The organism is Brumimicrobium oceani, from assembly GCF_003143775.1.
Taxonomy (GTDB): Bacteria; Bacteroidota; Bacteroidia; order Flavobacteriales_D; family Crocinitomicaceae; genus Brumimicrobium; species Brumimicrobium oceani.
In genome coordinates, this window is the sequence record NZ_QFRJ01000013.1 from 24114 (window position 1) to 48074 (window position 23961).

At 36.5% G+C, this 23961-nt stretch carries 20 protein-coding genes; 10 read left to right on the forward strand and 10 right to left on the reverse strand.

Going from position 1 to position 23961, the window contains the following annotated elements:
• Positions 1-521 precede the first annotated feature (521 nt).
• Positions 522-1679, reverse strand: coding sequence for a DUF4856 domain-containing protein (locus tag DIT68_RS13550; RefSeq protein ID WP_109360357.1), 1158 nt, complete (start codon positions 1677-1679; stop codon positions 522-524).
• Between the two features lie 252 nt (positions 1680-1931).
• Here DIT68_RS13550 and DIT68_RS13555 point away from each other — a divergent pair, with 252 nt between their 5' ends.
• From DIT68_RS13555 to DIT68_RS13565, 3 genes are all read left to right on the forward strand, one after another.
• The gene (locus DIT68_RS13555; RefSeq protein ID WP_109360358.1) at positions 1932-2306 is read left to right on the forward strand and encodes a methionine-R-sulfoxide reductase; all 375 of its coding nucleotides are present in this window, start codon (positions 1932-1934) and stop codon (positions 2304-2306) included.
• Positions 2307-2747: 441 nt separating this feature from the next.
• The gene (locus DIT68_RS13560) at positions 2748-3761 is read left to right on the forward strand and encodes a COX15/CtaA family protein (RefSeq protein ID WP_109360359.1); all 1014 of its coding nucleotides are present in this window, start codon (positions 2748-2750) and stop codon (positions 3759-3761) included.
• Positions 3762-3800: 39 nt separating this feature from the next.
• Positions 3801-5243, forward strand: coding sequence for an aldehyde dehydrogenase (locus DIT68_RS13565; RefSeq protein WP_109360360.1), 1443 nt, complete (start codon positions 3801-3803; stop codon positions 5241-5243).
• 244 nt (positions 5244-5487) lie between these two features.
• Here the strand turns inward: DIT68_RS13565 and DIT68_RS13570 are convergent, their stop codons facing one another.
• The 3 genes from DIT68_RS13570 to dxs all read right to left on the reverse strand — a co-directional run bounded on the left by DIT68_RS13570 (position 5488) and on the right by dxs (position 9533).
• Positions 5488-6756 (reverse strand): hypothetical protein, encoded by a 1269-nt coding sequence (locus tag DIT68_RS13570; RefSeq protein WP_109360361.1) that lies wholly within the window; start codon positions 6754-6756, stop codon positions 5488-5490.
• A gap of 151 nt (positions 6757-6907) precedes the next feature.
• Entirely contained in the window at positions 6908-7375 is a 468-nt protein-coding gene (locus tag DIT68_RS13575) for a hypothetical protein (RefSeq protein WP_109360362.1), read from the reverse strand.
• Between the two features lie 193 nt (positions 7376-7568).
• Positions 7569-9533, reverse strand: coding sequence for a 1-deoxy-D-xylulose-5-phosphate synthase (dxs, locus tag DIT68_RS13580; RefSeq protein WP_109360363.1), 1965 nt, complete (start codon positions 9531-9533; stop codon positions 7569-7571).
• 383 nt (positions 9534-9916) lie between these two features.
• On the opposite strand from dxs, the gene DIT68_RS13585 reads away from it, so the two are divergent.
• From DIT68_RS13585 to DIT68_RS13595, 3 genes are read left to right on the forward strand one after another with little or no spacing between them, the layout of a single operon-like run.
• Positions 9917-10273: a hypothetical protein gene (locus tag DIT68_RS13585; protein ID WP_109360364.1), complete on the forward strand. Its 357-nt coding sequence runs from the start codon at positions 9917-9919 to the stop codon at positions 10271-10273.
• A 54-nt stretch (positions 10274-10327) separates the two neighbouring features.
• Positions 10328-11425 (forward strand): SUMF1/EgtB/PvdO family nonheme iron enzyme, encoded by a 1098-nt coding sequence (locus tag DIT68_RS13590; protein ID WP_109360365.1) that lies wholly within the window; start codon positions 10328-10330, stop codon positions 11423-11425.
• 11 nt (positions 11426-11436) lie between these two features.
• Positions 11437-12513: a T9SS type A sorting domain-containing protein gene (locus DIT68_RS13595; protein WP_109360366.1), complete on the forward strand. Its 1077-nt coding sequence runs from the start codon at positions 11437-11439 to the stop codon at positions 12511-12513.
• Positions 12514-12631: 118 nt separating this feature from the next.
• On the opposite strand, the gene DIT68_RS13600 is transcribed toward DIT68_RS13595, so the two are convergent.
• The 3 genes from DIT68_RS13600 to DIT68_RS13610 all read right to left on the reverse strand — a co-directional run bounded on the left by DIT68_RS13600 (position 12632) and on the right by DIT68_RS13610 (position 18428).
• Positions 12632-13396, reverse strand: coding sequence for an NRDE family protein (locus tag DIT68_RS13600; protein WP_109360367.1), 765 nt, complete (start codon positions 13394-13396; stop codon positions 12632-12634).
• A 207-nt stretch (positions 13397-13603) separates the two neighbouring features.
• Complete coding sequence (locus DIT68_RS13605) at positions 13604-15340, reverse strand: hypothetical protein (protein ID WP_146194225.1); 1737 nt, start codon at positions 15338-15340, stop codon at positions 13604-13606.
• Positions 15333-18428, reverse strand: coding sequence for a tetratricopeptide repeat protein (locus DIT68_RS13610; protein WP_109360369.1), 3096 nt, complete (start codon positions 18426-18428; stop codon positions 15333-15335). The genes DIT68_RS13605 and DIT68_RS13610 overlap by 8 nt, the downstream gene beginning before the upstream one ends.
• 166 nt (positions 18429-18594) lie before the next feature.
• Here DIT68_RS13610 and DIT68_RS13615 point away from each other — a divergent pair, with 166 nt between their 5' ends.
• Entirely contained in the window at positions 18595-19302 is a 708-nt protein-coding gene (locus tag DIT68_RS13615; protein ID WP_109360370.1) for a cell division ATP-binding protein FtsE, read from the forward strand.
• A gap of 146 nt (positions 19303-19448) precedes the next feature.
• On the opposite strand, the gene arsC is transcribed toward DIT68_RS13615, so the two are convergent.
• The 3 genes from arsC to DIT68_RS13630 are packed head-to-tail and all read right to left on the reverse strand — an operon-like array spanning position 19449 to position 21300.
• Positions 19449-19787 (reverse strand): arsenate reductase (glutaredoxin), encoded by a 339-nt coding sequence (gene arsC, locus DIT68_RS13620; RefSeq protein ID WP_109360371.1) that lies wholly within the window; start codon positions 19785-19787, stop codon positions 19449-19451.
• 17 nt (positions 19788-19804) lie between these two features.
• Complete coding sequence (locus DIT68_RS13625; protein ID WP_109360372.1) at positions 19805-20560, reverse strand: ABC transporter ATP-binding protein; 756 nt, start codon at positions 20558-20560, stop codon at positions 19805-19807.
• Entirely contained in the window at positions 20560-21300 is a 741-nt protein-coding gene (locus tag DIT68_RS13630) for an MlaE family ABC transporter permease (protein ID WP_109360373.1), read from the reverse strand. The genes DIT68_RS13625 and DIT68_RS13630 overlap by 1 nt, the downstream gene beginning before the upstream one ends.
• A 79-nt stretch (positions 21301-21379) precedes the next feature.
• Between DIT68_RS13630 and DIT68_RS13635 the strand changes: the two genes are divergently transcribed.
• The 3 genes from DIT68_RS13635 to DIT68_RS13645 are packed head-to-tail and all read left to right on the forward strand — an operon-like array spanning position 21380 to position 23685.
• On the forward strand, positions 21380-22006 hold the full coding sequence (locus tag DIT68_RS13635; protein WP_109360374.1) for a SprT-like domain-containing protein: 627 nt from the start codon (positions 21380-21382) through the stop codon (positions 22004-22006).
• Complete coding sequence (locus tag DIT68_RS13640; RefSeq protein ID WP_109360416.1) at positions 22006-23079, forward strand: mannose-1-phosphate guanylyltransferase; 1074 nt, start codon at positions 22006-22008, stop codon at positions 23077-23079. Before DIT68_RS13635 ends, DIT68_RS13640 begins: the two co-directional genes overlap by 1 nt.
• 48 nt (positions 23080-23127) lie before the next feature.
• Entirely contained in the window at positions 23128-23685 is a 558-nt protein-coding gene (locus tag DIT68_RS13645) for a hypothetical protein (protein ID WP_109360375.1), read from the forward strand.
• Positions 23686-23961 lie beyond the last annotated feature (276 nt).

Here is a 23961-nt window from a genome sequence, read left to right on the forward strand (position 1 = left end):
TTGATAATCGCCCAACTCTAATTCTAGCTTTAATGCCAAAACAAGACAAAATGTTCAACACAAATCAAGGAAAAAACTTAAAAGTTGATTCCTTACAAGCCTAACAGTTGATCCTATTGCACATAAAAAAGATCATCAAACATTAAAATTCGTTATCATACTCAGGAACGTTATGAAGAGATGACTCAGTCGAACTACCTCATTTAAACAAAAAGTGTTTTAAATACTGATTGCTAAAAATTTGCAAACACTGCGTTAAAAGCTATCGCTTTTCGTTGCAAAAAAGTGGAACATAGTGATGGGGCGGAAACAGGGGACTTTTATAAAATCGGAAATCTCTGATGCGCCTTGAGTTTATTCATATCAGGCCTTTCTAGACATAAGGCGGTTAAAAGTAATGAAACTAACGCAAAAAGCACTTTCTTTATTTATGGTATCTTACCGTGCACGCCAAGCACTAGACAACCCCTTCAGAAAACAATACGATGAACATCACTTTAAGCAAGGCTACTATCCATGCCCTAGTTATATTTCCATTCAATAAAGGAGATAAGGTCATTGATATTAGAAGTCGTCATATTCCACATATTATCTGTGAAACTTCCAATTAACGTTCCGTAATCAAAATTTGTCAGCCTTCGGGTTTCCCCTGGAGCATATCTCAGGATCCAACAAAAACCGTAGGCTTCTGAAAGTGCATGAAGCGTCTTCGCCTTATCAGAATTAAATGTTGATTTCGCCGAATTTAAAAAATGAAGTGCCTGTTGCGCAGCTATGTTTTCCCACATCAAACGAATTTGGGAGATAGCAGCATCGCGTTCAACCAATTCACCATTTGAAATTGCGGTGCGTCCCATCAAAAAGTTGTCCATCATAACAGCGTTAGAATTCAAGGCAGCGTCGCTCTCATTACAGTATTTACCCCAAGAATGATCAGGCACTTGAGTTGGAAAATCTGTATCCACTCCAAAAGATCCAAAAGCCATATCAAAATGATGTTCCATCTTTGTATAATACTCACCATTCTCAGGGTCAACTGCCTCAGAATTATTAACATTCATATAATCTTCACCTAAAAGCACCTCTAGCGCACGATACATAAAAACAGCTCCCATCAGTCCTTTTTCAATCAAGCGAACACGTTCATATCCTTTTTCATCAAATAAGTATTTTTTGGAACCCGACATTAATACTCCCGCTTGACCGTTTGCCGCAGTATATCCATTGTAATTACTTGCAGAAGCCAAATCGTAGAACCAATCTCTAATTTGATCTTCGCCATCAGAGGAAGTCTGAAACGCCAAACCATAATCAGAATAAAAAGAGAAATTTCCACCACCATTTCCATCTTGATTACCATACATGTTGAAAATTGTGTTAGGCAAAATGGCCCCATCTGTCCCCGACTCCAGCACTTCAACCATTTCTTTTAGTTGTTGAAGTATATCTGTTTGGCTTTGAAATTGAACCGTAGAATTCCCCTTGTTGTCTTCAAAACTATAGAAATCCGGGATCTCCAAGGTACCGCCCGTACCAGCAGAATTGTAAACACAAGAACCATCATCTTTGTCTGCCTCAGCATTGTAATTTATAGCACTTTTATCTGTGCACCCCTCTTTTTTGCAAGCGGTGAATACTATAAAAGCCGTCATTAATAGAGAAAATATTTTTAAACTCATTGCTTCTTAATTAGTTCCATAAAACTACAAAAAGAAAACAAATCACCATACTGCAGTTGTTTGAAATTTTTCCTATATCTTGGACGGAAATGCATCAAGGCTAGAACCCATTTTTTTTTGTTCGCTTTGATTATTTTTGTAATCTACTAATTTGGTAGATCTATAAAGGATTACGACCAAGAACAGATTAGAAAAATGTTTGTTTACATAAACAAAAAATAAGCAAAAACGTTAACTTAAGAAATTAAAGACATGTCAAACATCGATCAAAAATATAATGCATTAACTGCGGAAGAACAACGAGTAATCCTTAACAAAGGTACTGAACGTCCATTTACTGGAACTTTACTCGATGAAAACGCTAAGGGAATTTACACATGCAAGCAGTGTGACCAGCCACTTTACACCTCAGAATCTAAATTTGATGCCATGTGCGGTTGGCCATCTTTTGACGATGAAATCGAGGGAGCGGTAGAAAGAGTTCCAGATGCAGACGGCAGAAGAACAGAAATAGTTTGCTCTAATTGCAAAGGACATTTGGGTCACGTTTTTGAAGGGGAAAATTTTACGGAGAAGAATACGAGACATTGTGTTAACTCGGTCTCAATGAACTTCAAAGCCATTTAATTTTGTTTTAAAAATCCATTAGCGTCGTTACTCCCAGTTTTAAAAACAGTCATTGACATTAGTACGGATGAATTGCAAATCGTCCCTACATATGCAATTGACTGTCTTGCTATTAAACTTTTAAATTCAAAACTTGGCATTTAGCATTCTTAAATATTTTTTTTCGGAAATTTTATTTATGAAATTTTCCTGCGCATGGTAGGGACGATTACTTGATTGGACATGAGATTGCTTCGCTAAGTTTGTAAATCGCCCATACTGATGCAAGTGCAAACACCCATGGCCTAAAAAAGCAGTACAAATCAAAATTTCGTCTCTAATTCATCATTTCGATTAAAAACATTCTTGATTTCAGACTTTATAAACGATTGAATAGTATTTTTGCCTTACAGTAGAAAGTAAATTTAAAACAGGTTTTCTACCTTCAAAAAATAGCTAGTAATGAAATACGGTAAGTGGTTTGTTCGCGTTAATTGGATAACTTTAGTTTTTATATTCCTTGTAGTCATAGCGGGAAGTTTTGTTAGAATAACAGGAAGCGGGATGGGTTGTCCGGACTGGCCAAAATGTTTTGGGCAATGGGTTCCGCCAACAAATGGTGATAATTTGCCCGAAAATTACAAGGGGATTTATAGTGAGAAACGAGCAAAAAAAGTAGAGAAGTTTAGCAATATGCTATCTGCCATCGGATTAGAAGAAAGTGCTGAAAAAATTCGTAACGACAAATCCATCCTTTATGAACAAGATTTTAATGCAAGAAAAACCTGGACAGAATATGTTAATCGACTGTTCGGTTTTTTAGCTGGAAATGGAGTTTTGCTTGTTTTTCTATGGATAATCGCCAAGTACCGCCAAAGAAAATTAGTGGTTATTGCCACGGTTAATCTCATTTTCCTGCTCTTTCAAGCTTGGTTTGGTTCTATTGTAGTAGCAACTAATTTGGTTCCGTGGACCATAACTGTTCACCTTCTTTTCGCCTTAATCATAATCGGATTACAACTTTATATTATTCGTCTAGTAGCTCCTTCTCAACAAAGGAATATAAAAGTAAGCAAATCATTTTACGCCTTGGTATTTTTCGTTTTTGTCGTCGTATTTGCACAGATGTTTTTAGGTACTCAAGTCCGTGAAGAAATTGACCACCTCACAAAAGCAGGAATCGGCAGAGAAGGTTGGGCAGAGAACTTGGGTATGATTTTCTTTATTCACAGGAGCTCTTCGTGGTTAGTTTTGATTTTAATGGCAGTAATGTTTTGGATATCCAGGAAAACAAAAGATTTACGCATCATTCACTGGGCCTTCGTAATGTTAGCCATTGAATTATTAAGTGGCGTAATCCTAAACCACTTTAACGTTCCTGGGTTGGTTCAAACTGCCCACTTGCTATTTGCATGTATTCTTTTTGGAATTTTAATGATGGCGACCTTTAGATTAAAAACGAGGGAAATCGCTTAAGTTTTATATTTTTACAAGACAAGATTAAAGTACTTCAACATGGAAAAAATTCAGAATTACATCAACGGAAAATTTGTTGCACCTCAAGCAGGAAAATACTTCGACAATATAGAACCTGCAAAAGGAATTGCCTATTCTCAAATTCCAGATTCGCAAGCGGAAGATGTTGAAGAAGCGGTAAAAGCAGCCAAGGAAGCATTCCCAAGTTGGTCTGGACTAAGCATTGAAGAACGTGGCGATTGGATGATGAAACTTTCCGTCGGAATTGCTGCAAGAATGTCTGAATTTGTTGAAGCAGAAAGTCGAGACAATGGAAAACCAATCAAACTGGCAGAACATGTTGATATTCCACGTGCAATCTCTAATTTTAAGTTTTTCGCTACAGGAATTCAACATTACGCTTCAGAATCGCATGAAATGGTGGGTGTAGGTGTCAATTATACTTTACGCAAGCCATTAGGAGTTGTGGGCTGTATTTCTCCATGGAATTTACCTCTGTACCTGTTCTCTTGGAAAATTGCTCCAGCGATGGCAACAGGAAATTGCGTGGTTGCTAAACCGTCTGAAGTTACGCCTTACACCGCTTATTTACTGTGTAAAGTAATGGAGGACATCAACTTTCCTAAAGGAGTTTTAAATATTGTTCATGGATTTGGTCATACCGCTGGAGATGCAATTGTTCGACATGAAGTAACGAAAGCAATTTCATTTACTGGAGGAACAACAACTGGAAAAACGATTGCTACGATTGCTGCACCGATGTTTAAAAAGCTTTCCTTAGAATTAGGTGGAAAGAACCCAAACATCATTTTCGATGATTGTGATTTTGATGAAATGATGACCACAACCATTCGCTCTAGTTTTGCCAATCAAGGTCAAATTTGTTTGTGTGGTTCAAGAATTTTCGTTCAAAAAGGAATTTATGAGCGATTCAAAAAGGAATTTGTAGAGAAAATTAAAAAGTCTAGGGTTTCCTTCCCTACTGATCCAAAAGCACAATTGGGTGCTGTAGTCTCTAAATCGCACATGGAGAAAGTCTTGAGTTATGTTGAACTAGCCAAAGAAGAAGGGGGAACAATTCTAGCCGGTGGACATCAAGTGAAATTAGAGGCACCTTATGATGCAGGTTTTTATATTGCTCCTACAATAATCGAAGGATTAGAATTCAATTGCAGAACGAACCAAGAAGAGATTTTTGGTCCTGTGGTTACGATTACACCTTTCGAAAACGAGGAAGATGTCTTGATGATGGCGAACTCCACCGAATATGGATTATCTGCTACGATTTGGACGAATGATCTGAAACGCGCACACAGAATGGCCAATGACATTGAAGCAGGAATTGTATGGATTAACGCTTGGTTGGTAAGAGATTTACGCACGCCATTTGGAGGAACAAAATCTTCTGGTGTAGGAAGAGAAGGCGGCTGGGAAGCGATGAAGTTCTTTACTGAGCCGAAGAATGTCTTTGTGAAGTATTGATTTTATAATTATTAATGTTTAATTTTTAAGGATTAACGGGGGAGTTTTGACTCTTGATGCTCAGGAATTCTAATAATATGTTTTAGGCTTGAGTGAAGTGCTTAGGTGAATATTTCTCCTGCAGTTTTTTTTTGCAGATTTCATAATTTCCTTCTTTATACTGCGCTGATAGTTGGATTGACTTTGTAAAAATTCCAATTTTATATTTTAGCGTTTTTAACAACAAAAAAACAGTTAAGAAGAATCACTTTGTTGGTCCGGTCAGAATCGAGTACAGCTCTTGCCAATCCCAATTTCCACCATACCAGCAGCCATCATAAGAAAACATTATTTTCTGCGTATAAACGATCATTAACAAGATGATTATCCAAATAACAATTCTTAAATATTTCTGAGTATTGATTTCTCTCAAAAAAATGGCCAATGGCAAAGCCAAAACAGCATAATATTCTACAAATGGTCTGCAGCCATAAGAACAACCGTATGTCCAATCGTGCCAAGAAGCAATAACGACTGAAATAAAAAGGAAATACGAAGCTAAAAGAATTCTTTTTTGAACAGAAATTTGCTTTAAAAAGAAAATTCCTATCAAGCTAAATATAATTAAAGGACTGTAAACGAACAATCCATTATTTGTCGAAAACCAAATATTCAGCAGTTTAGGCGAAAACAAATTGCTAAAACCTTCATTGGAATAGGAGTAAAACAAATAGCTTCCTGAGGCATATTTCCAATACAAGAACTGAGGAATTAAAGTAACAAAAGCTGCAGCTAGCATTATTAATATTGGACCAATTTGTTTTACTAATTCTGTGATTTTAGTTTTATTGAACACGAAAAATAGAGGTAGGAGAAAAACGTTTACGGGCCTTATCACGACAATCAACCCAACGATCAAACCGAATAAAATGTACAGAAAAAAACTTTGCTTAGGCTTGAAAATAAAGGGCGACAAGTATAAAAAACAAGTAAATAAAAAGAAGGAATAAATGTGCGACATTCCAGTTTCAAAAATGGAATAATAGAACAGATTCGTTCCTAAATACAAACAAGTCACTGTCAGAAAAGCCACTTTTTTATGGACATGCCGGATGAGGAACAAATACAACAAAATCAATCCAAAAAACGAATAAGTAACTGCCGAAACATTAATCATTGCGTGATAGATTCTGGAAAAACCGTCAGCATCGTATCCAAAAGTTGTGGCTATAACATGAGTCGCAAGGAAAAACGGTGCTTGTAATAATGAAACCCCGTAAGTGTATTTTGTTTTCACCTTATCATCTTCCAAGAAAAAACCATGACCAGTTTTTCGATCAATTTCTTTCGGGAAGTCTTTTGCTTCAAAATCATAAATGAAAAAGCCAGGTAAATAAACGTAATACCCTGCTTTATCTGCCCAAATTTCACTGTGATAATTCTGGACACCCGCTTTACTGTGTCTATTCAAGGTCAGGAATAGGGTAAATCCATAAAACAGTGCAAGCAGAATTACGATGGCTTTTTTACTCATGAAACTTCATCATTTTTTAAACATTGAGTAAATATACGATTAGTGCTGAAGGCTAGGCAGAAAAACAGAATTAAATGAACAGGGAAAAATAAAGTCAACGACACCATGCTCTTTTTATTCATAAGAAAAATCCTACGTTTCTTATCGCATACTAGTTATTGTTGATAATAATAGTTGTTCCGCTATTTTTTCGGTCTTCTGAAAATCGCGAGCCATTGATAGCACAGAACTCTTTCACTGCTTTTTCAACTAGCTTTCCGTCTTCAATTAATCCAGCAGAGATAATATGTTGTGCGAGTTGTTTTTTAAAGCCCACAATTCGAATTTCGCATTGGTCCAAATCTCCATTAAAGAAAGTGATTTCAAAATAACCAACCCTCCCTTCCGGACTTCCTGCTGTGACTTGTTTAGGGTCATTATAAAACTGCGAATTAAAAACCGCCAACTTTTCATCATCCAGACTATACAAAGTATATCCATCAGGATAATTGCTTGAAACCATCTTAAATAAAGGATTTCCATCCAAAGTAACAATGTCGTTTTTTACTTTAACTTTTTGTTTTTGAGAAAAGGAAGTAAATGAAATAAATAGAATGCTGAATAAAATTAGTGCTTTCATGAGGTCTGAGATATTTATCGTTTAATGGAATAAAGATATAAAAAATATGTAGGTTGAAAGAGGAGTATTTTGTTTAACAAAGAAATAGAATTAAAAAATTAGATTTTCGATTTAACGAAAAATAAATTACCCCATGTAGAGGCGAACGGCCGTACGCCTCTAAATGGGGTAATTTAATTCTACAATCTTTTTCCTACCCCACCAAATACTTCACTTTTTCCTCCGAGCTCATTGAACTCACCAATTCTGGAAGCATTTCTACAACCGTTTTGATAATTCCCTTAACATCGTAACCCATATCTGCATAAAGCTCTTGCTGTGTTCCGTGGTGAATATATTCATCTGGAATTCCAAGTCTTTTTACTTTTGAAGAATATCCTTGGTCTACCATAAATTCTAGAATCGCACTTCCCATTCCTCCCATCAAACAACCATCTTCTACGGTAATTACTTTATCGAATTTTGAGAATATTTCGTGCAACAAACTTTCGTCGAGTGGTTTTACAAATCGCATGTCGTAATGAGCAACCGAAGCGCCCATTCCTTCCAATTCTTTGATGGCTTCTTGAGCGAAATTCCCAGGGTGACCGATAGATAAAATAGCAATATCTTCACCTGTTGTTACTTTACGACCTGTTCCAACCTTCATGGCTTTCATCGCTGTTTTCCATTCGGTCATCACACCTTTACCTCTCGGGTAACGAATGCTGAATGGTCCCATATTTTCTTGCTGCGCTGTGAACATCATGTTTCTCAATTCAGCTTCATTCATAGGTGCTGCCACAATCATATTCGGAATACTTCTCATGTAGGCGATATCGTAAGCTCCGTGATGTGTAGCTCCATCTGCTCCGGCAAAACCTGCTCTATCTAAACAGAAAACAACATTCAAATTTTGTAATGCTACATCATGAATCACCTGATCGTAGGCACGTTGCATGAATGAAGAATATATATTACAGAAAGGCACTAAACCTTGAGTAGCCAATCCTGCGGAAAAAGTTACTGCGTGTTGTTCTGCAATTCCCACATCGAATGAACGATCTGGCATTGCTTTCATCATAATATTTAGAGAAGAACCTGAAGGCATCGCAGGAGTAATACCCATGATTTTTCCATTTTTCTCTGCTAATTCTACAATCGTATGTCCAAAAACTTCTTGGTATTTTGGAGGCTGAGGAGAACTTGGTACAATCTTTACAATTTCACCTGTTTCTTTGTTAAAAACCCCTGGCGCGTGCCATTGTGTTGGATTTCCTTCCTCAGAATATTTGAAACCTTTCCCTTTTTTGGTCAAACAATGTAAAATCTTCGGACCAGGAATATCTTTTAAATCTTCAAGTACTTTTGCTAATCCGATAACATCGTGACCATCTACAGGCCCGAAATAACGGAAATTTAGCGATTCGAACATGTTACTTTGTTTCAACAAACTTCCTTTCAAAGCGGTTGAAACTTTGCTCACCACCGAGCGAGCATCAGGACCAAATTTTGAAATTTTCTCCAACATTGTCCACACCTCATCTTTTACTTTATTGTAAGTATGAGAAGTAGTAATATCTGTCAAATAATCTCTCAATGCCCCGACATTAGGGTCAATGGACATGCAATTGTCATTCAAAACCACCAATAAATTGGCATCTTTTTCAAATCCAGCATGATTCAAACCTTCAAAAGCCAAACCAGCAGTCATTGCTCCATCACCAATTACAGCGATGTGTTGACGCTCTGGATGACCTTTGTAACGATTGGCAACCGCCATTCCTAAAGCTCCAGAGATGGAAGTCGACGAATGACCCACACCAAAGGTATCGTATTCGCTTTCGCTTCTTTTCGGGAAACCACTAATTCCACCTTTCGTTCGATTGGTTGGAAATGAATCTCTTCTTCCTGTAAGTATCTTGTGTCCGTATGCCTGATGTCCAACATCCCAAACCAATTGATCGGTTGGCGTATCAAAAACATAATGTAAGGCTACGGTTAATTCGACCACTCCTAGACTTGCGCCAAAGTGCGAATTACCAATTTCAGATACAACATCAATAATATATTGACGCACTTCCTCAGAAACTTGAGGTAATTGCTCTTCTGTTAACTTTCTTAAGTCAGCAGGATTATTGATGTCTTTTAAGAGAAGACCAGGGTTAAATTTCGTCATGTGTTAAAATCGTATTACCGCAAAAGTACATTTACTTATTATAGTTACAAAACACTTTAAACTTAATTAATGTTCAAAGATTGTTTTTGAAATTTATAACGAGGTGAAATTTAAGATATTTTGGGGGAATATAAAGAAGTTTTGGGAGGTAAAATCAATCTTTCTGCCCAAGGCCACGAGAAGCTGCGCTAAATCTCGCGGCAGCTTGGGGGATTATTGGGAGGAAAGACAAGGATTGAACTAAACTAAACCTGATCAATCCAAAAATCAATTTTACGTAAAGCTTTTAAGCTATTTTAAGAAATGTCCTTTAGAGGCAACGGTGTAATGTCGTTTTAGTTATTTTTACAAAAATTATTTTTGCTATAATTATACTATTTTTCATGAAACATATCTTTTTATTCTTCACTACTTTTCTTACAATGGTTTACAGTACAACTTTTGCCAATAATCTGCAAATAACAAATGTAAATGCCACAACATCAACAATTCAATTTAACATTTCGTGGGATAACAGTTGGTTCACAAATAACCCGCCTAGTAATTGGGATGCTGTTTGGATTTTCATTAAGGCTCAAGATTGTCAGTCTTTCGACAAAGCCTGGGAACATGTAAACGTAAGTACTACGGCTGCTGATCATACAGCGGCAGGTTTATTAGCTGTAAATCCAGTTCCAGATGGTAAAGGTGTGTTTATAAGACGTTCAACCTTTGGTTTTGGTTCCATCCCTTCAACTTAAGTAACTATAAAACTTCAAGGAACTTATAATTTAGCAAATGTAAACTTTGAAGTTATGGGTATTGAGATGGTTGCAGTATTAGACGGGGCTTTTGAAGCTGGTGGGTCCAGCACTTACGGTATTGCTGGAAACAACGTAACCGCTCAACCTTATAAAGTCAATTCAGAAAATAGCATTTCACAAGGCGCCTTAAAGCACAATGGTCAAGGAACAACACATCCTACATATAACCCAGCTGTTCCTTCAGCTTTCCCTAAAGGATTTAGAAGGTTTTACATAATGAAGTACGAGATTACTCAAGAGCAATATGCTTCTTTTTTAAATTTGCTGAATTTTACACAACAAACTTCAAGAACAGAGCGCATACCTAATTCAGTGGTTGGTACTAATGCATTATCTGATCACGCATCTCAAATCCGTAACCGTAATGGAATTCAAATTCAGTCACAGGGTAATGTAACTACTCCCGCAGTTTATGGGTGTAATTTAAATAACAATGCTACATTCAACGAGTCTACTGATGGTCATAATATAGCTTGTAATTTTTTAAATTGGCAAGATTTGATTTCTTATTTAGATTGGTCTGCATTGCGTCCAATGACAGAATTAGAGTATGAAAAAGCTGCCAGAGGATTAACACCTGCTGTAAACCTGGAGTATGCATGGGGAAATACATCAATTACTTCAGCTGTGTCGAGTTCTCTTAGTGGCGGAGGAACTGGTGCTGAACTTTCTAATGCAACTCTAATTCCAGGTAGAGGTCTATGTGCCTATAATGGATCCTCAAGCCTTGGCCCTTTAAGAGTTGGGTTTGCAGCTACTCAAACTACTGATAGAATTGGGGCGGGAGCCTCTTATTGGGGAGTTATGGAACTTTCTGGAAATGTATGGGAGCAAACATTTTCTGTAGGATTTGCAAATGGCAACATAGCTCCTTTTACTGGAATATTGGGTAATGGTGAGATAAGTCCAAATGGTGAGGTAAATCAAACAGGGTGGAGTCTAGACCCAACTCATACTATTGTAAGAGGTGGAAACTGGGATGCATCGGCTATTTACAATCAGATTGCAAATCGTGCTAACCTAACAAATAATACTTATAATGCCAATCGAAACAAACAGACAGGAGGAAGAGGAGTTAGACAATTTTAGACCAATAAATCATGGCTATAACAGCAAGATATTCTTTTATTGCGTTACTTTTCACCTTACTCAAATTCCATGGCAATTCACAATTTCTGGGCGGTAAGTTTGATGGAAGCAGCAATGCACTCCTCGCTACCAACAACTGCAATTCAATTTCTGTTTCTCCATTTTCGGGTGGAATAAACGGTGGGTTTGCTAAGGCTCACTTTGGCAACGTCTGTAACGCTATTGCAGTTAGTCCTTTTAGTGGTGGTGTAGCCGATGGATATGCAGGTTCAAGGTTTGGCGACACCTGCTATTCCATATCCGTCAATCCATTTTCAGGAGGAATTGCAGATGGTTTTTCAAATATTAGGTATGGTGATTCTTGTAATGCTATAACTATCACTCCTTTTGCCGGTGGTTTGGCAGACGGATTTTCAAGCTTTCAAACGACCAATGAGATCTGTTATTCAATATCTGTTTCACCTTTTTCAGGCGGGAATGCGGATGGTTTTGCCCAATTCTCTCATATTGTCGTTGATCCAGAAACTTGTACACCCCTAATTCCACTACCAATAAACCTTCTATATTTTGATGCAATTAAAGAGATTGACAGAGTCAGGACAAAATGGGTCACTTTAAGTGAAAGAGACAATGATTATTTTACTGTTGAGAAATCAACAGATGGATATAACTGGAAAAGCCTTGGCAAAATAAACGGTGCTGGAAATTCTACTTATGAAATTGAATACACCTTATACGATTTAGAACCTGAAATAGGTTTTCAATACTACAGATTAAAACAAACTGATTTTAATGGGGACTACGAGTACTCAACAATAAAATCTGTATTATTTGAAGAAGAAAACACCTACTCAATAACTGTTTTCCCTAATCCGACGCATGGAAATATCAACATGTCGGTATCTGGTAAAGCACTGAAAAATTCAACAATTACTATTTTTTCAAGCTTAGGAAAAACAGTATATCACTTCGAAAATTTCTCTGGAAACAATAAAACGTTTGATCTGAGTAGGTTTGAACGTGGAATATATTTCTTACGTGTAATTGATAATAATGAGAGCAAAGTATTTAGAATTATCAAGCAATAATTTTTAATGAATTGACTAAAATACTTGACAAATCCGTCATTTTTTTTTTCAAAAAACAGCAAGTCATTCTGCACAAAAGGAAGCTTATCTTACAAATCGAATTTACCAAAACATTCTTCTAAAACCCAAACACCACATCTTCTCCTTTTTCAATATTTCCAGCATCATAAGTCCGCTCCACAAACTTCATCTTTCTACTTTTATCTATAAAAAGCAAAGTAGAACAGCGTGTTCCATAATTGTCAATATCGATAAAAATAGAGGACAGTTGCTTTTCTAATTCATCTGTTAATCCTGTTTTGGGCAGTTGATCCACATCGGCTTTCTTTTCGTTTTTAAGAATGGTAAACAATGTTTCTTGGTTCAAATTATGACTTTGAATTTTATCCTCTAATTCACTTTTTGCGAATTCTAATTTCGGCCAAGGCGTGTTTAACAAAGCATTACTTACTCCATGAATTCCAGGTTGTATTTTAGTAATGGCATTTGAAATATTCGAATAATGATATATTCCATTTTCATCTCCTAGAAGCAAATTAAAACCATTGTACTCAGCAGCCTTCATCTTTAATTGAGAAAGATACTCTTCCGCTGAATCTGAAGACTTTAGAAAATCAGGAATTAAATTCCCTCGTGTTGGCGCATTTTCCTTAATATTTTCAATATCTCTGTAATTGGTGACGGCTCCCCACTTGCCATTTTTACTCACTCCAAACCAAGTTCCTCCTCCTTGTAAATCTTTTCCTGCAAGAATTTCAGGCTCACTTTCTGAATTCCAGAAATGCGCTTTTTGTGCAGGACGATCATAAAACTCATCTCTGTTGGCGATAAGAATTAAGGGATATTCTTTAGAAACGTTGTATGCAAATGCTATTAGACACATGGTATTGAAAATTAGATGTTAGATATTTAGATTTTAGATATTAGACTTTGACTAGTCTAAAACCAAAATCTCGGTACAGCAAATCCGCCCTCTGTATCTCCCTCCAAAGGGAGAGTTTCTCCGAACCAGCATTTTCTAGATAGGAATTGTTTCTTTATTAATAGTTGAAAAAGCGTTTTTTTATCTTAGCATTCAAATACAATCTCCTTAAAACCTAAAGGTCAATCCTGCCATAAATTGAAATGCGTTTACTGGATATCCGTTCCAGCGTTGGTAATTTTGTGCTGCAATATTATTGAAATTAGCGAAGATGGATAAACGTGGTGTGTACCTAAATTCTGCTCCAATATTCACATCCGCCAAAACTCCTAGTTTTTTGAAATACATTCCATCCTCAAGCTTTGCTCCTTCCAATGTTGGGTCAAAAACGCGTGCATTACGCCCTGTTTCCAACGAAAAATCAACTTTAGCAATTAATTTATCTGCAATATTGTACGTTCCTCTCGTAATTAATTCCAATTGTGGAAGATTCCATGCATAAGGATTGTTGTTGGCTGCGTAAGTATTAAAACGACCGATAAGATCAATTTTTAATTTTTCGTCTTGTTGATAAGAGATGCTACCAGAAATTGTGGTTACCGCAACTGTATCATATTCTACTCGAAATTGATTTCCTGAAGAATAAATGGTGTCGTTGATAAACAAAGCGTGATTTCTCCAGTTCATAAAGGCAACATTGGCATTAAAACTAATGCGAGAAGTTAATGTTCCTTTAATCCCGAAATGAAACTTATATCTGCTTTCATTTTTAATTTGGTTATTAGAGCCAATAAATTCATTTTCGGCTGCCAAATGCGCGAAACGTTGTTGCTTTAATCCTCCTTCAACTCCCGCGTAAGGAATAAAAATATCATCAAATAAAGAATAACGCACTTCTGCAATCGGATATAGGCTGGCTTTCGTTTCTTCATGAACATCCAAAGCAAACTCCCCTCCTACTTTGAATTGAAGTTTTTCATTCATTCCATAAAAGCTGGTTACTGGTCGCAATTGGATTACTGTGTTTTTGGAAACTATTCCGGTGTCCAAAAGTGCAATTGAAGTATCTCCAATGCCATATTTATAACCGTTATAACCGATATCTAAATCCGCACGAAGATTGGACAATAAGACATTCGAACTTGTATTGTATTGCCAACTGGTTTTAATTCCAATGAAATTCTCTCTACCTCGCCAGTCTGACAAACTATCGGCTTCTGGTTTTCTATCGCTGAAATTATCGTATTCTACACCAATTCTATAATTCAACATGGCTGAATCTTTCTTGTGAGAATCGTAAAAAGCATTGAAACCAAAAGATTGATAGCGCTGTTTGATGCTGTCTCTATCGGCATCGGGATTTTGAAATCCATAATAATGCAATCCTTGGTTCAAATAATGCGCTCCTCCACCATAAGAAAAACGACTTTCTTCCACTTTTCCAAAGGCTTTAACGCTTGTTTTATCATACATCGAAGGTGCATATTCGCTAATTTCACCCCATTCTGAATGATGTAAAGCATGTGCTCCCCAATTGTATTTTCTAGAACGTGTCGAGTTATAATACACTTCTCCCAAACCTCTCAATCGACTTCCTCCACCAATTTTAGCGTAGCCGTTGTACAACTGAGAAAGTTGTGGACGATGACGAATATTTGCCGGCTCAATTCCCTCCACCTCAAAAGAAGTTTCTTCTTTTAAAACCAGTAAAGGATAAACCAAAACAGGTGAAGTAATTGCCGTATCAATCATTTTTGGACGCAAATAAATACGAGATGCAGGTGTAATTGAACGATCTGAATCCGTAACAATATTTACATCACCTCCACCCTGACCAAAAGCCAATGGCATAGAGAAAAATACGCTTGTCACTGCGCTAAAAAATAAAACCATCTGCTTATTCATCGCCTCCATTATTTATGTCAATCATTCTGTTTGTATCGTCCTCGAAATCGTCTGGTGAGTTTTTCAATTGCATCAATTCAGACTTTACCTTATCTGCTTCTATCAATACACCATCATTTTGATTCGGGTAGTTTTTAATTACTAAATCAATCGTTTGCTCTGCTTGAAACAAATCATCTTTCATCATGAAAACTCTTGTTTGCAATATCAATGATTTCGCAATCCAATAGTCATAAGCTGGTTTTCGCTGCAACAATTCATTGTGCAATTGTTCCGCTTTTGCATAATCTTCTAAATGATAATTGGCATAGGTTAAAGTATAAAGCGCTTCGGTTCCACGAACTTTCCCCGTATTGTCTGCTGTCCAACGCAAGAAAGGCAATGATTTTTGATATTCTTTTATCTCGAACATCGACATTCCAGCAATGTAATTTCCTTCGATTCTGATTTCTTTGTCATCCAACAACTCATCTTGCAATACTTTATTGGCGGCAATAGCAGCTTTTGCGAAATTCTCAAGTATGAAATTAGTTCGCATTAGTCCAACACGCGTATTGAAAACAATCTGAGCTTTCGAAGCCAAACTTTCCAATTTTTCATAATGAGGCAAAGCACGCGAATACTCCTCATTGTTATATAGCAATTTCGACGTTCTCACCAATGCCTCTTCTGTAAAAGCTGAATTTGGTCTGTTGATGATGTTTTCGTAATAAGTAATTGCCAATTCTTCTTCACTACGTTGGTAATAAATATCTGCCAAATAGCTCAACAATTGAACAGTGAATCTGCCATTCGGATAACGGTTCAAATATTTATTTAACTCTGGAATAGCTTCATCATAATTTTCGTTGACATATAATTCACTTGCTGTTTCATAAAAGAAAATCTCTTCATCATCTTCAGAAATATCGGCACAAGCATATTCTTTACTCAAACCAACGATTTTATCCTGACGACGCGTTGCTCTGTACACATCTACAATTCCTTGCGTTGCTCTTTTACATGTTGGATCATCCAAAGTAAATTCACTTAAAACACGACGGAAATAGCTTTCAGATTCCTGATACTTTTCTTGCTTAAACTTAATATCAGCAATCTCAATCAAGGCGTCTTTAACCAAAATGTTATCTGGATAGTTATTGACTATGTGTTCAAAATTAATGAGTGCATTGTCATAGTTTCCGCCATTTTTATAACTCATGGCAATGTCAAATTTCGCTGGAATTACGAATGATGACTTTGGAAAATCTTTTAGGATTCTATTTAGAGTAGAAATCTGTTCAGCTCTTTTTCCTGGAATGAGCTTATACACTTTGGATAAGGAATAGAGGTAATGATCTTTCTTCGCAATTTTGTAGCTTAGTGCCTTTTCATAATTCATGGCGGACTTCTGAAAATCTGGGTCTTCTTTTGTATAATAGCAATCACCAATTCTAGCGAAGGCATCCGCCAATTTATTCTCGTTTTGGATATCATTTAACTGCGTAAAAGTCCTAAAAGCTTGAATGGCTTGTGTCCAGTCTTCTTGCTCAAAATAGATATAAGCGATGTTGTAGTATGCCGATTGCTTCAATTCTACATCATTCATTCCCGGCACGTTTAAGAACTCTCTAAATTCTTGAAGCGACAAACTCCATTCTTTCATCATGTAATGCGCATCTGCCTCCCAAAACTTGGCTTTTCCGGTAATCATTGGATCTACATCATATTTCGCCACTCCTTTAAGTGCTGAAATACAACCTGGAAAATCGCCACGCTCGTACTTCTCAATTCCCATATTATAGGAAACCACCTGATAAGCTGTTTTTAATTTGATGTTTAAATTCGGAATGCGTTCTAATGATTTCAATGCTTCTGCATAGTTTTTTGTACTCGAATAAACGTTGACCAAGTAACTATACACATCTTCTTTTCTCTCAGAATTTGGAAACTCAGTTAAAAACAATTCAAATGCTTTAATGGCTTCGTTATATGGATTATAGTCTAGCTTATAAGATAAAACCGCATAATTATACAAAGCATCTTCTTGAACTATAGGGTCAAAGTTCAGCCCTGCTGCCGACCTAAATGCTGTTCTTGCGTAATTGAGTTCTTCTTTGTACAAATAAGCTTGCGCAATATGATAAAAAGAAGTTTGTCCTAACTTATCTTCAGTTCTTGAAACACGATCAAACAAGCGAATGGCCTTTTCATAATTATTACTTTTGAAGTAAGCGTAGCCCAATGCATAACTTTGATCGCGAGACATTGGTTTTCTATTGCTATAATCTTCCAGGTAAGCAACTGCCTCATCAAACTTCTCAACTTTGTAATAAGCATCTCCAATTAGCAGATTCATTTCAGCAGAATTATTGGCAATTCCATTCTCTTCTGCCGAGAAATTTGGGGCAAATTCTGTGACTTTCTCATAGTCTCCAAGTAAATAATAGATTTGAGTGAGGTAGTACGAAACTTCATCCTTAAAAGTAGGATTCTCTCTCAGTTTCAAGAAACCAACCAAAGCCTCACTGTAGGTTTTATTTTTGTAAGCTATGTGCGAATAATAATACAAGGCTGGAGCGCTATAACTAGAATTGCCATCTTTAATATCGAAGAATTCATTTCTTGCCGCAGTGTAGTCACTCAGTTGAAAATTGGAATAACCTAACTTAAAATGGTAAGCTGCGACTTGAGCGGTATCAATCTGCGTGGGATCTGTTTTGTACAACCATTCTCTGGCATCTTTATATTTCTTACGCTGATAAAAATGCTCGCCGATCTTGAAGTAAATTCCATTTTTGTATATGCTTTCTGGATATTCATTATTGAATTCCATCAATATTTTCACGGCATCTGTATTATACAACTCCAAAGCCGAAATTCCAACATAGTATCTTGCTTTGATGTATTGAGGATCCTGAGGATCAGAAAACCCTTCTAAAAAAGTTGTAAAAACCTCACGGGCAGCACTGTACTGTTCTTTTTCAAACAATTCCTCTGCACGATAAAAATCTGCATAATCTCCACTATATTTCTCAGTGGATTGACTCCAAACTACTGCAGATAGGAGTATAGAAACGAGAAAAATAAAACCACGCGTTGTAATCATCGTAAGACTTTAATAAATACTTTTACTTTAACCTATAAAAATAGGGAGTATAGCCAAGGGAAAATGGCAAGCTGTGAAAAGTTTTAAACGCATTTCTGTTAAGATTGTTATTTGTTGACCTAATTTTCTTTTATTATTTTAATCATCTTTGTAAAAACAATTAACTGTGGAGAAGGTAATCAATATTATTCAGGGAAGAGTTGAGCAGAAAAAAGTAACTGTTCTGCAAGATGTTAACGTAACAATTTCTTCGAAAGAATTTGTTTATCTGATTGGTAAAACGGGTTCTGGAAAGAGTAGTTTTTTGAAAACCTTGTATGCTGACTTGCGTCTTGTTGATGGTCAAGGAGAAGTTGTGGGCTATGATTTAAACAAACTCAAGAAACGTGAGATTCCATTATTGAGAAGAAAAATTGGGATTGTTTTTCAAGATTTCCAACTGTTGACAGACCGCTCTGTCATGAAAAATCTATTTTTTGTCATGAAAGCCACCGGCTGGAAAAAGAAAGCAATTATGGAGCAACGCGGTCTTGAAGTTTTGCGTATGGTAGGAATTGAGGAAAAGGCTTACAAAATGCCCCATGAGCTTTCGGGCGGGGAACAACAAAGAGTTTCTATTGCCCGTGCGCTTCTTAACAATCCAGAGTTGATTTTAGCAGATGAGCCTACGGGGAACCTAGACCCTGAAACTTCCGGAGCTATCATGAATTTGTTGCATGCTATCGCCAAAGAAGGAACCGCAATGCTAATGGCAACACACGACATGGGATTAGTTGAGAAATTCCCAGGAAGAGTCTTACGTGTGGAGAAAAACACCATTAAAGAAGTGGAAGCCATGGGGAACTTTAATCCGTTTGAAGTGAAAGAATTTTAGGAACTTATTCGCGTATTGGAAAAGGTAAATTCAAACCATCTCTCTATACTAGCATCTACATCCAGCTCTTCGCTTATGCTTTTTTCAGTTTTCATAGGATCAGTGAAAGGCTAATTTCGACCGAACACCTCTTGACCCCTGATTGTCTACAATAGTGTTAGCACATTTTCGGGTGGTCTTCCCACAACTGCTTTTTCACCTTTAATAAAAATTGGACGTTCAATTAATTTTGGATATTCTACAAATGCTGTGATCCATTCGTCATCATTTAAGGTTTTTCCTTTAAAATGCTCTTTGTACGCTGCCTCTCCTTTTCTTACAATGTCCTCCGCTTTCATATCTAGCTTCTTTAACAAAGCTTTCAATTCCGCTTTACTTGGAGTATTCTCTAAGTATTTCACAACTTCTACATCCAGCCCTTTTTCTTCTAATAATTGTAAAGCGTTTCTACTTTTGGAACAGCGAGGATTGTGATAAATTTTCATATTCTAAATCTTTTATTTTAAGCCAACTTCCCTTTTAAGGTCTTCATAAATTTGGAAGCATAAACGAAATTATTAATTTCCTTATTGTCTGTTTTAATGATTTCTTCTTTAGTTCCTTGCCACCAATTTCTCCCGTTGTATATAAAAACAATATGATCTCCAATTTCAATTACACTATTCATATCATGAGTAATCACCACTGTTGTCATATTGTATTCATAAGTAATTTCCTGAATAAGGTTATCTATCAATATAGAAGTACTTGGGTCTAAACCGGAATTGGGCTCATCGCAAAACAAGTATTTTGGCTTCATGGAAATTGCCCTGGCAATCGCAACACGCTTCATCATCCCACCGCTCAACTCAGCAGGCAAAAGTTTATTTCTACCCACCAAATCAACACGTTCCAGACAAAAATTAGCCCTATCCTCCATTTCCTTCTTAGACATTTTGGTAAACATCTTTAAAGGAAACATGATATTTTCTTCCACTGTCATGGAATCAAAAAGTGCTGAACCTTGAAAAAGCATACCAATCTCTGTTCTGATTCCTTTTCGTTCTTTTCTGTTCATCTTAGAGAAATCTCTATCGTTGTACAGAACGCTTCCAGAGTCTACCTCCATTAAACCAACAATACATTTGGTAAGAACGGATTTTCCTTGTCCGGATTGACCAATAATCAAGTTTACTTTTCCTGCTTCGAACTTAGCCGAAAAATCATGCAAAACGTGATTATCCCCAAATGATTTATTTATACCTTTCACTTCAACCATTACATCAGAATTAATTGGGTGAGTACAAAATTGGTCAATAGAATAACGATGCTACTCCAAACCACTGCATGGGTAGAGGAAGTCCCCACATCTAACGCTCCACCTTTGGTATAATACCCGTAAAAGGAAGACACTGACACAATGATAAATGCAAAAACACAAGTTTTCACCAAAGCATAAATAATATCGCTTGTTTTGAAGAAAGCGCGCACACCATAAACAAACTCTTCATGCGAAGCTAAACCAGATGCTGTAACAGAATAATACCCCCCCAGAATGCTTAATCCCATAGAAAAAATAATTAAGAATGGAAAAAAGAAAACAGCGGCAATTATTTTTGGCAAAACAAGGAAAGACAGTGAGTTCACCCCCATTATTTCAAGAGCATCAATCTGTTCAGTTACTTTCATTGTTCCAATTTCGGAAGCAATATTAGAACCCACCTTACCCGCTAGAATAAGCGAAATAATGGTTGGAGAAAACTCTAAAATGGTACTGGATCGGGTGATGTAACCAATGGTATACTTGGGGAGTAAGGGACTATCCATATTTGAGGCGGTTTGCAATGCAATTACAGCCCCCATAAAAACGGATAAAATAGCCACTATTCCTGCCGAATTTATTCCAATTGTATTAATCTCTGATATTGTACGGGTATAATATACTTTAAAGCGTTCTGGCTTAGAGAACACCTCTTTCATCATTCCAACGTATTTTCCTATGCTTACTATATAGCTCATTACTATGCTAAATTAATAGCTTATTCTTAAACGAGACAAATTATTCGATAAAAAATAAACTTATAATTACATTTGAGCTGTGAATTCGAAAAGACAAAATATAACCAAAGCCTTAGAACGCTACATCCCAGAGTGCTACATTCCTTATATTGTAGACTTAATGTTTTCTGAAAATATCGCCTTTAGAATTAGCAAACCAAGAAAAACTAAAGCTGGAGATTACAGACCACCTTTTCGTGGAGAACCACATCGTATTTCCATAAATGGTGATCTAAATCCTTATGCGTTTTTAATTACCACAGTTCATGAATTTGCACACATGACCACTTATATTAAATACGGAGGAAAGGTGCTACCCCATGGACAAGAGTGGAAAAGTGAGTTCAAAAGACTCTTGATTCCAGTTTTAGAGAAAAAAGAACTTCCAGAATCAATAGAACAGGCTCTTCTTCGCAGTTTGAATAATTTAAAAGCTTCGAGCTGCTCTGACATTCATTTAATGAGAGCCCTTAGAGCGTTTAATAAAGATGCTCACAAAAAGGAACTCCTTGAGAACATTGGTAACAATATGTACTTTAGACTGGGTAAAATGACCTTTCAACGCGGAATATTACGCAGAAGAAAGTATCTTTGCACGGAAGTAAAAACTGGCAAACAATATCTCGTCAATCGATTGGCGGAAGTTGAGCCATTAAAAGAGGAATGATGAGAGAGAATAACTACGCAGTAATAATGGCGGGTGGTGTTGGTAGCCGTTTTTGGCCTATGTCTGTTGAAGAATACCCAAAGCAATTTCTAGACGTTTTAGGAATTGGTAAAACATTGATTCAATTGACACACGAACGTTTGCGCAATGTTGTTCCCGACGAAAACATCTTCATCGTTACCAATGAAAATTATGTAGAATTAGTAAAAACACAATTGCCTGCTCTTCATGGAAATCAGATTTTAACTGAGCCAGAAAGAAAAAATACTGCACCTTGTGTTACTTATGCAGCTGCAAAAATATATGCCATTAATAAAGATGCCAACTTAATAGTTGCGCCTTCGGATCATCTCATTTTAAAAGAATCAAAATTTGATCGCATCATTGAAACGGCACTCATTCGCTCGGATAAAGAAGATAGAATTCTTACGCTAGGAATAAAACCTACACGTCCAGACACGGGGTACGGTTATATTCAATTCCACCAGGACGGAGATATTATTGCAGGTCAAATTTCGAAGGTGAAGCAGTTTACTGAAAAGCCCAATCGAGAAATGGCTGAAATTTTTCTTAAAAGCGGAGATTATTACTGGAATTCGGGAATTTTTGTTTGGAAAGCCAAAACCATATTGAAAGCCATTAAAAAGTTCAAACCGGATTTACACGAATTGTTCTGCGATAATTTTAAAATCTACAATACACCAGGAGAATATGAATTTGTAAACGAAGCCTTTAGAAACTGCGAAGACATTTCAATTGATTTTGCCGTAATGGAAAACGCGAAAAACGTGGATGTTATTTTAGCCGATTTTGACTGGAGCGACCTAGGAACTTGGGGTAGCCTTTTCGATCATTTAGATAAAGATGTCAACGGAAACAGTGTAAAAGGAGACAATACTCATGTTTTTAAATCTACTGATTGCTTAATTAATTTACCCAATCATAAATTAGCGATTATTCAAGGCTTGGACAATCATATTGTTGTAGAAGCTGATAATCGTTTGCTTATTTTGGATAAAAAAGATGAACAAAGCTTGAAAACCTATTTAAAAGCTATTAAAGAAGAGAAGTAAAACAAGAGCAAAAAAGCTAATTCAGAACTTTTTGAATATTTGACAATTATGAATTTAGAGATCCCCAACGATTTTAACTCAGACAGCGACGATCAACCCTTTACGGCTTGCAAAATTTGTGAGCGAGAACTAAGTAATGGAAGCACGCCTTACACCATTGAAAAAGCCTACAAAAGAGTAGACGAAGGTCAGGATGTAACTTTGTTTGAAGTAGCGATTTGTGTTCCGTGTGCTGAAAAGCAGTCTGAAAAAATGAGTAAGGAATCAAAGGCTTATCTCATGAAAATGATGGGCGGCGCTTCATTTTTAGAAAAACGTCAAAGTCGGTGGAGCAAAGACTGGAGAGCTGATTGGAAATCTAATTGTTTGTTCTCGGATGAAGAAATCAAACTCAACGATGAATATCATATTGTAGGTCAATTTCAAGGAGGAAAGATTATTCCACAAATGACACCTTTTGTTATTGGTCAAACATACATAGAAGAAATTCAAGAAAATCTATCTAAAGAAACGAAAGAAGAAATGGATAGATTTGGCGAACAGTTTTTAGGGCCAGATCCAGCGCTGAGGGCTTTGTTGAAAGATCATCAGTTTGTGATGGTTTAGAGAATCAATTACGAATGTTGGAATTAGGAATGACGAATTGGTTGAAGTTTATTGTACTCAGTTTGGGTTTTTCATATTTGTGTAGTGGTACGGTGGGTTTATCGACGTAGCCTTTAAGGGTTATTTTTCAATAAAAAAGGGGGGCACATTAATTCGTGGCGATTTGTTATATTATAAAAGTGTTTACCCGCTATCATACCAGTTCTTTATAATAGAAATAACTAGCTATAAACTATGACTTTGAAGCCAAATTAATTTTTAACGATAATCAAAATG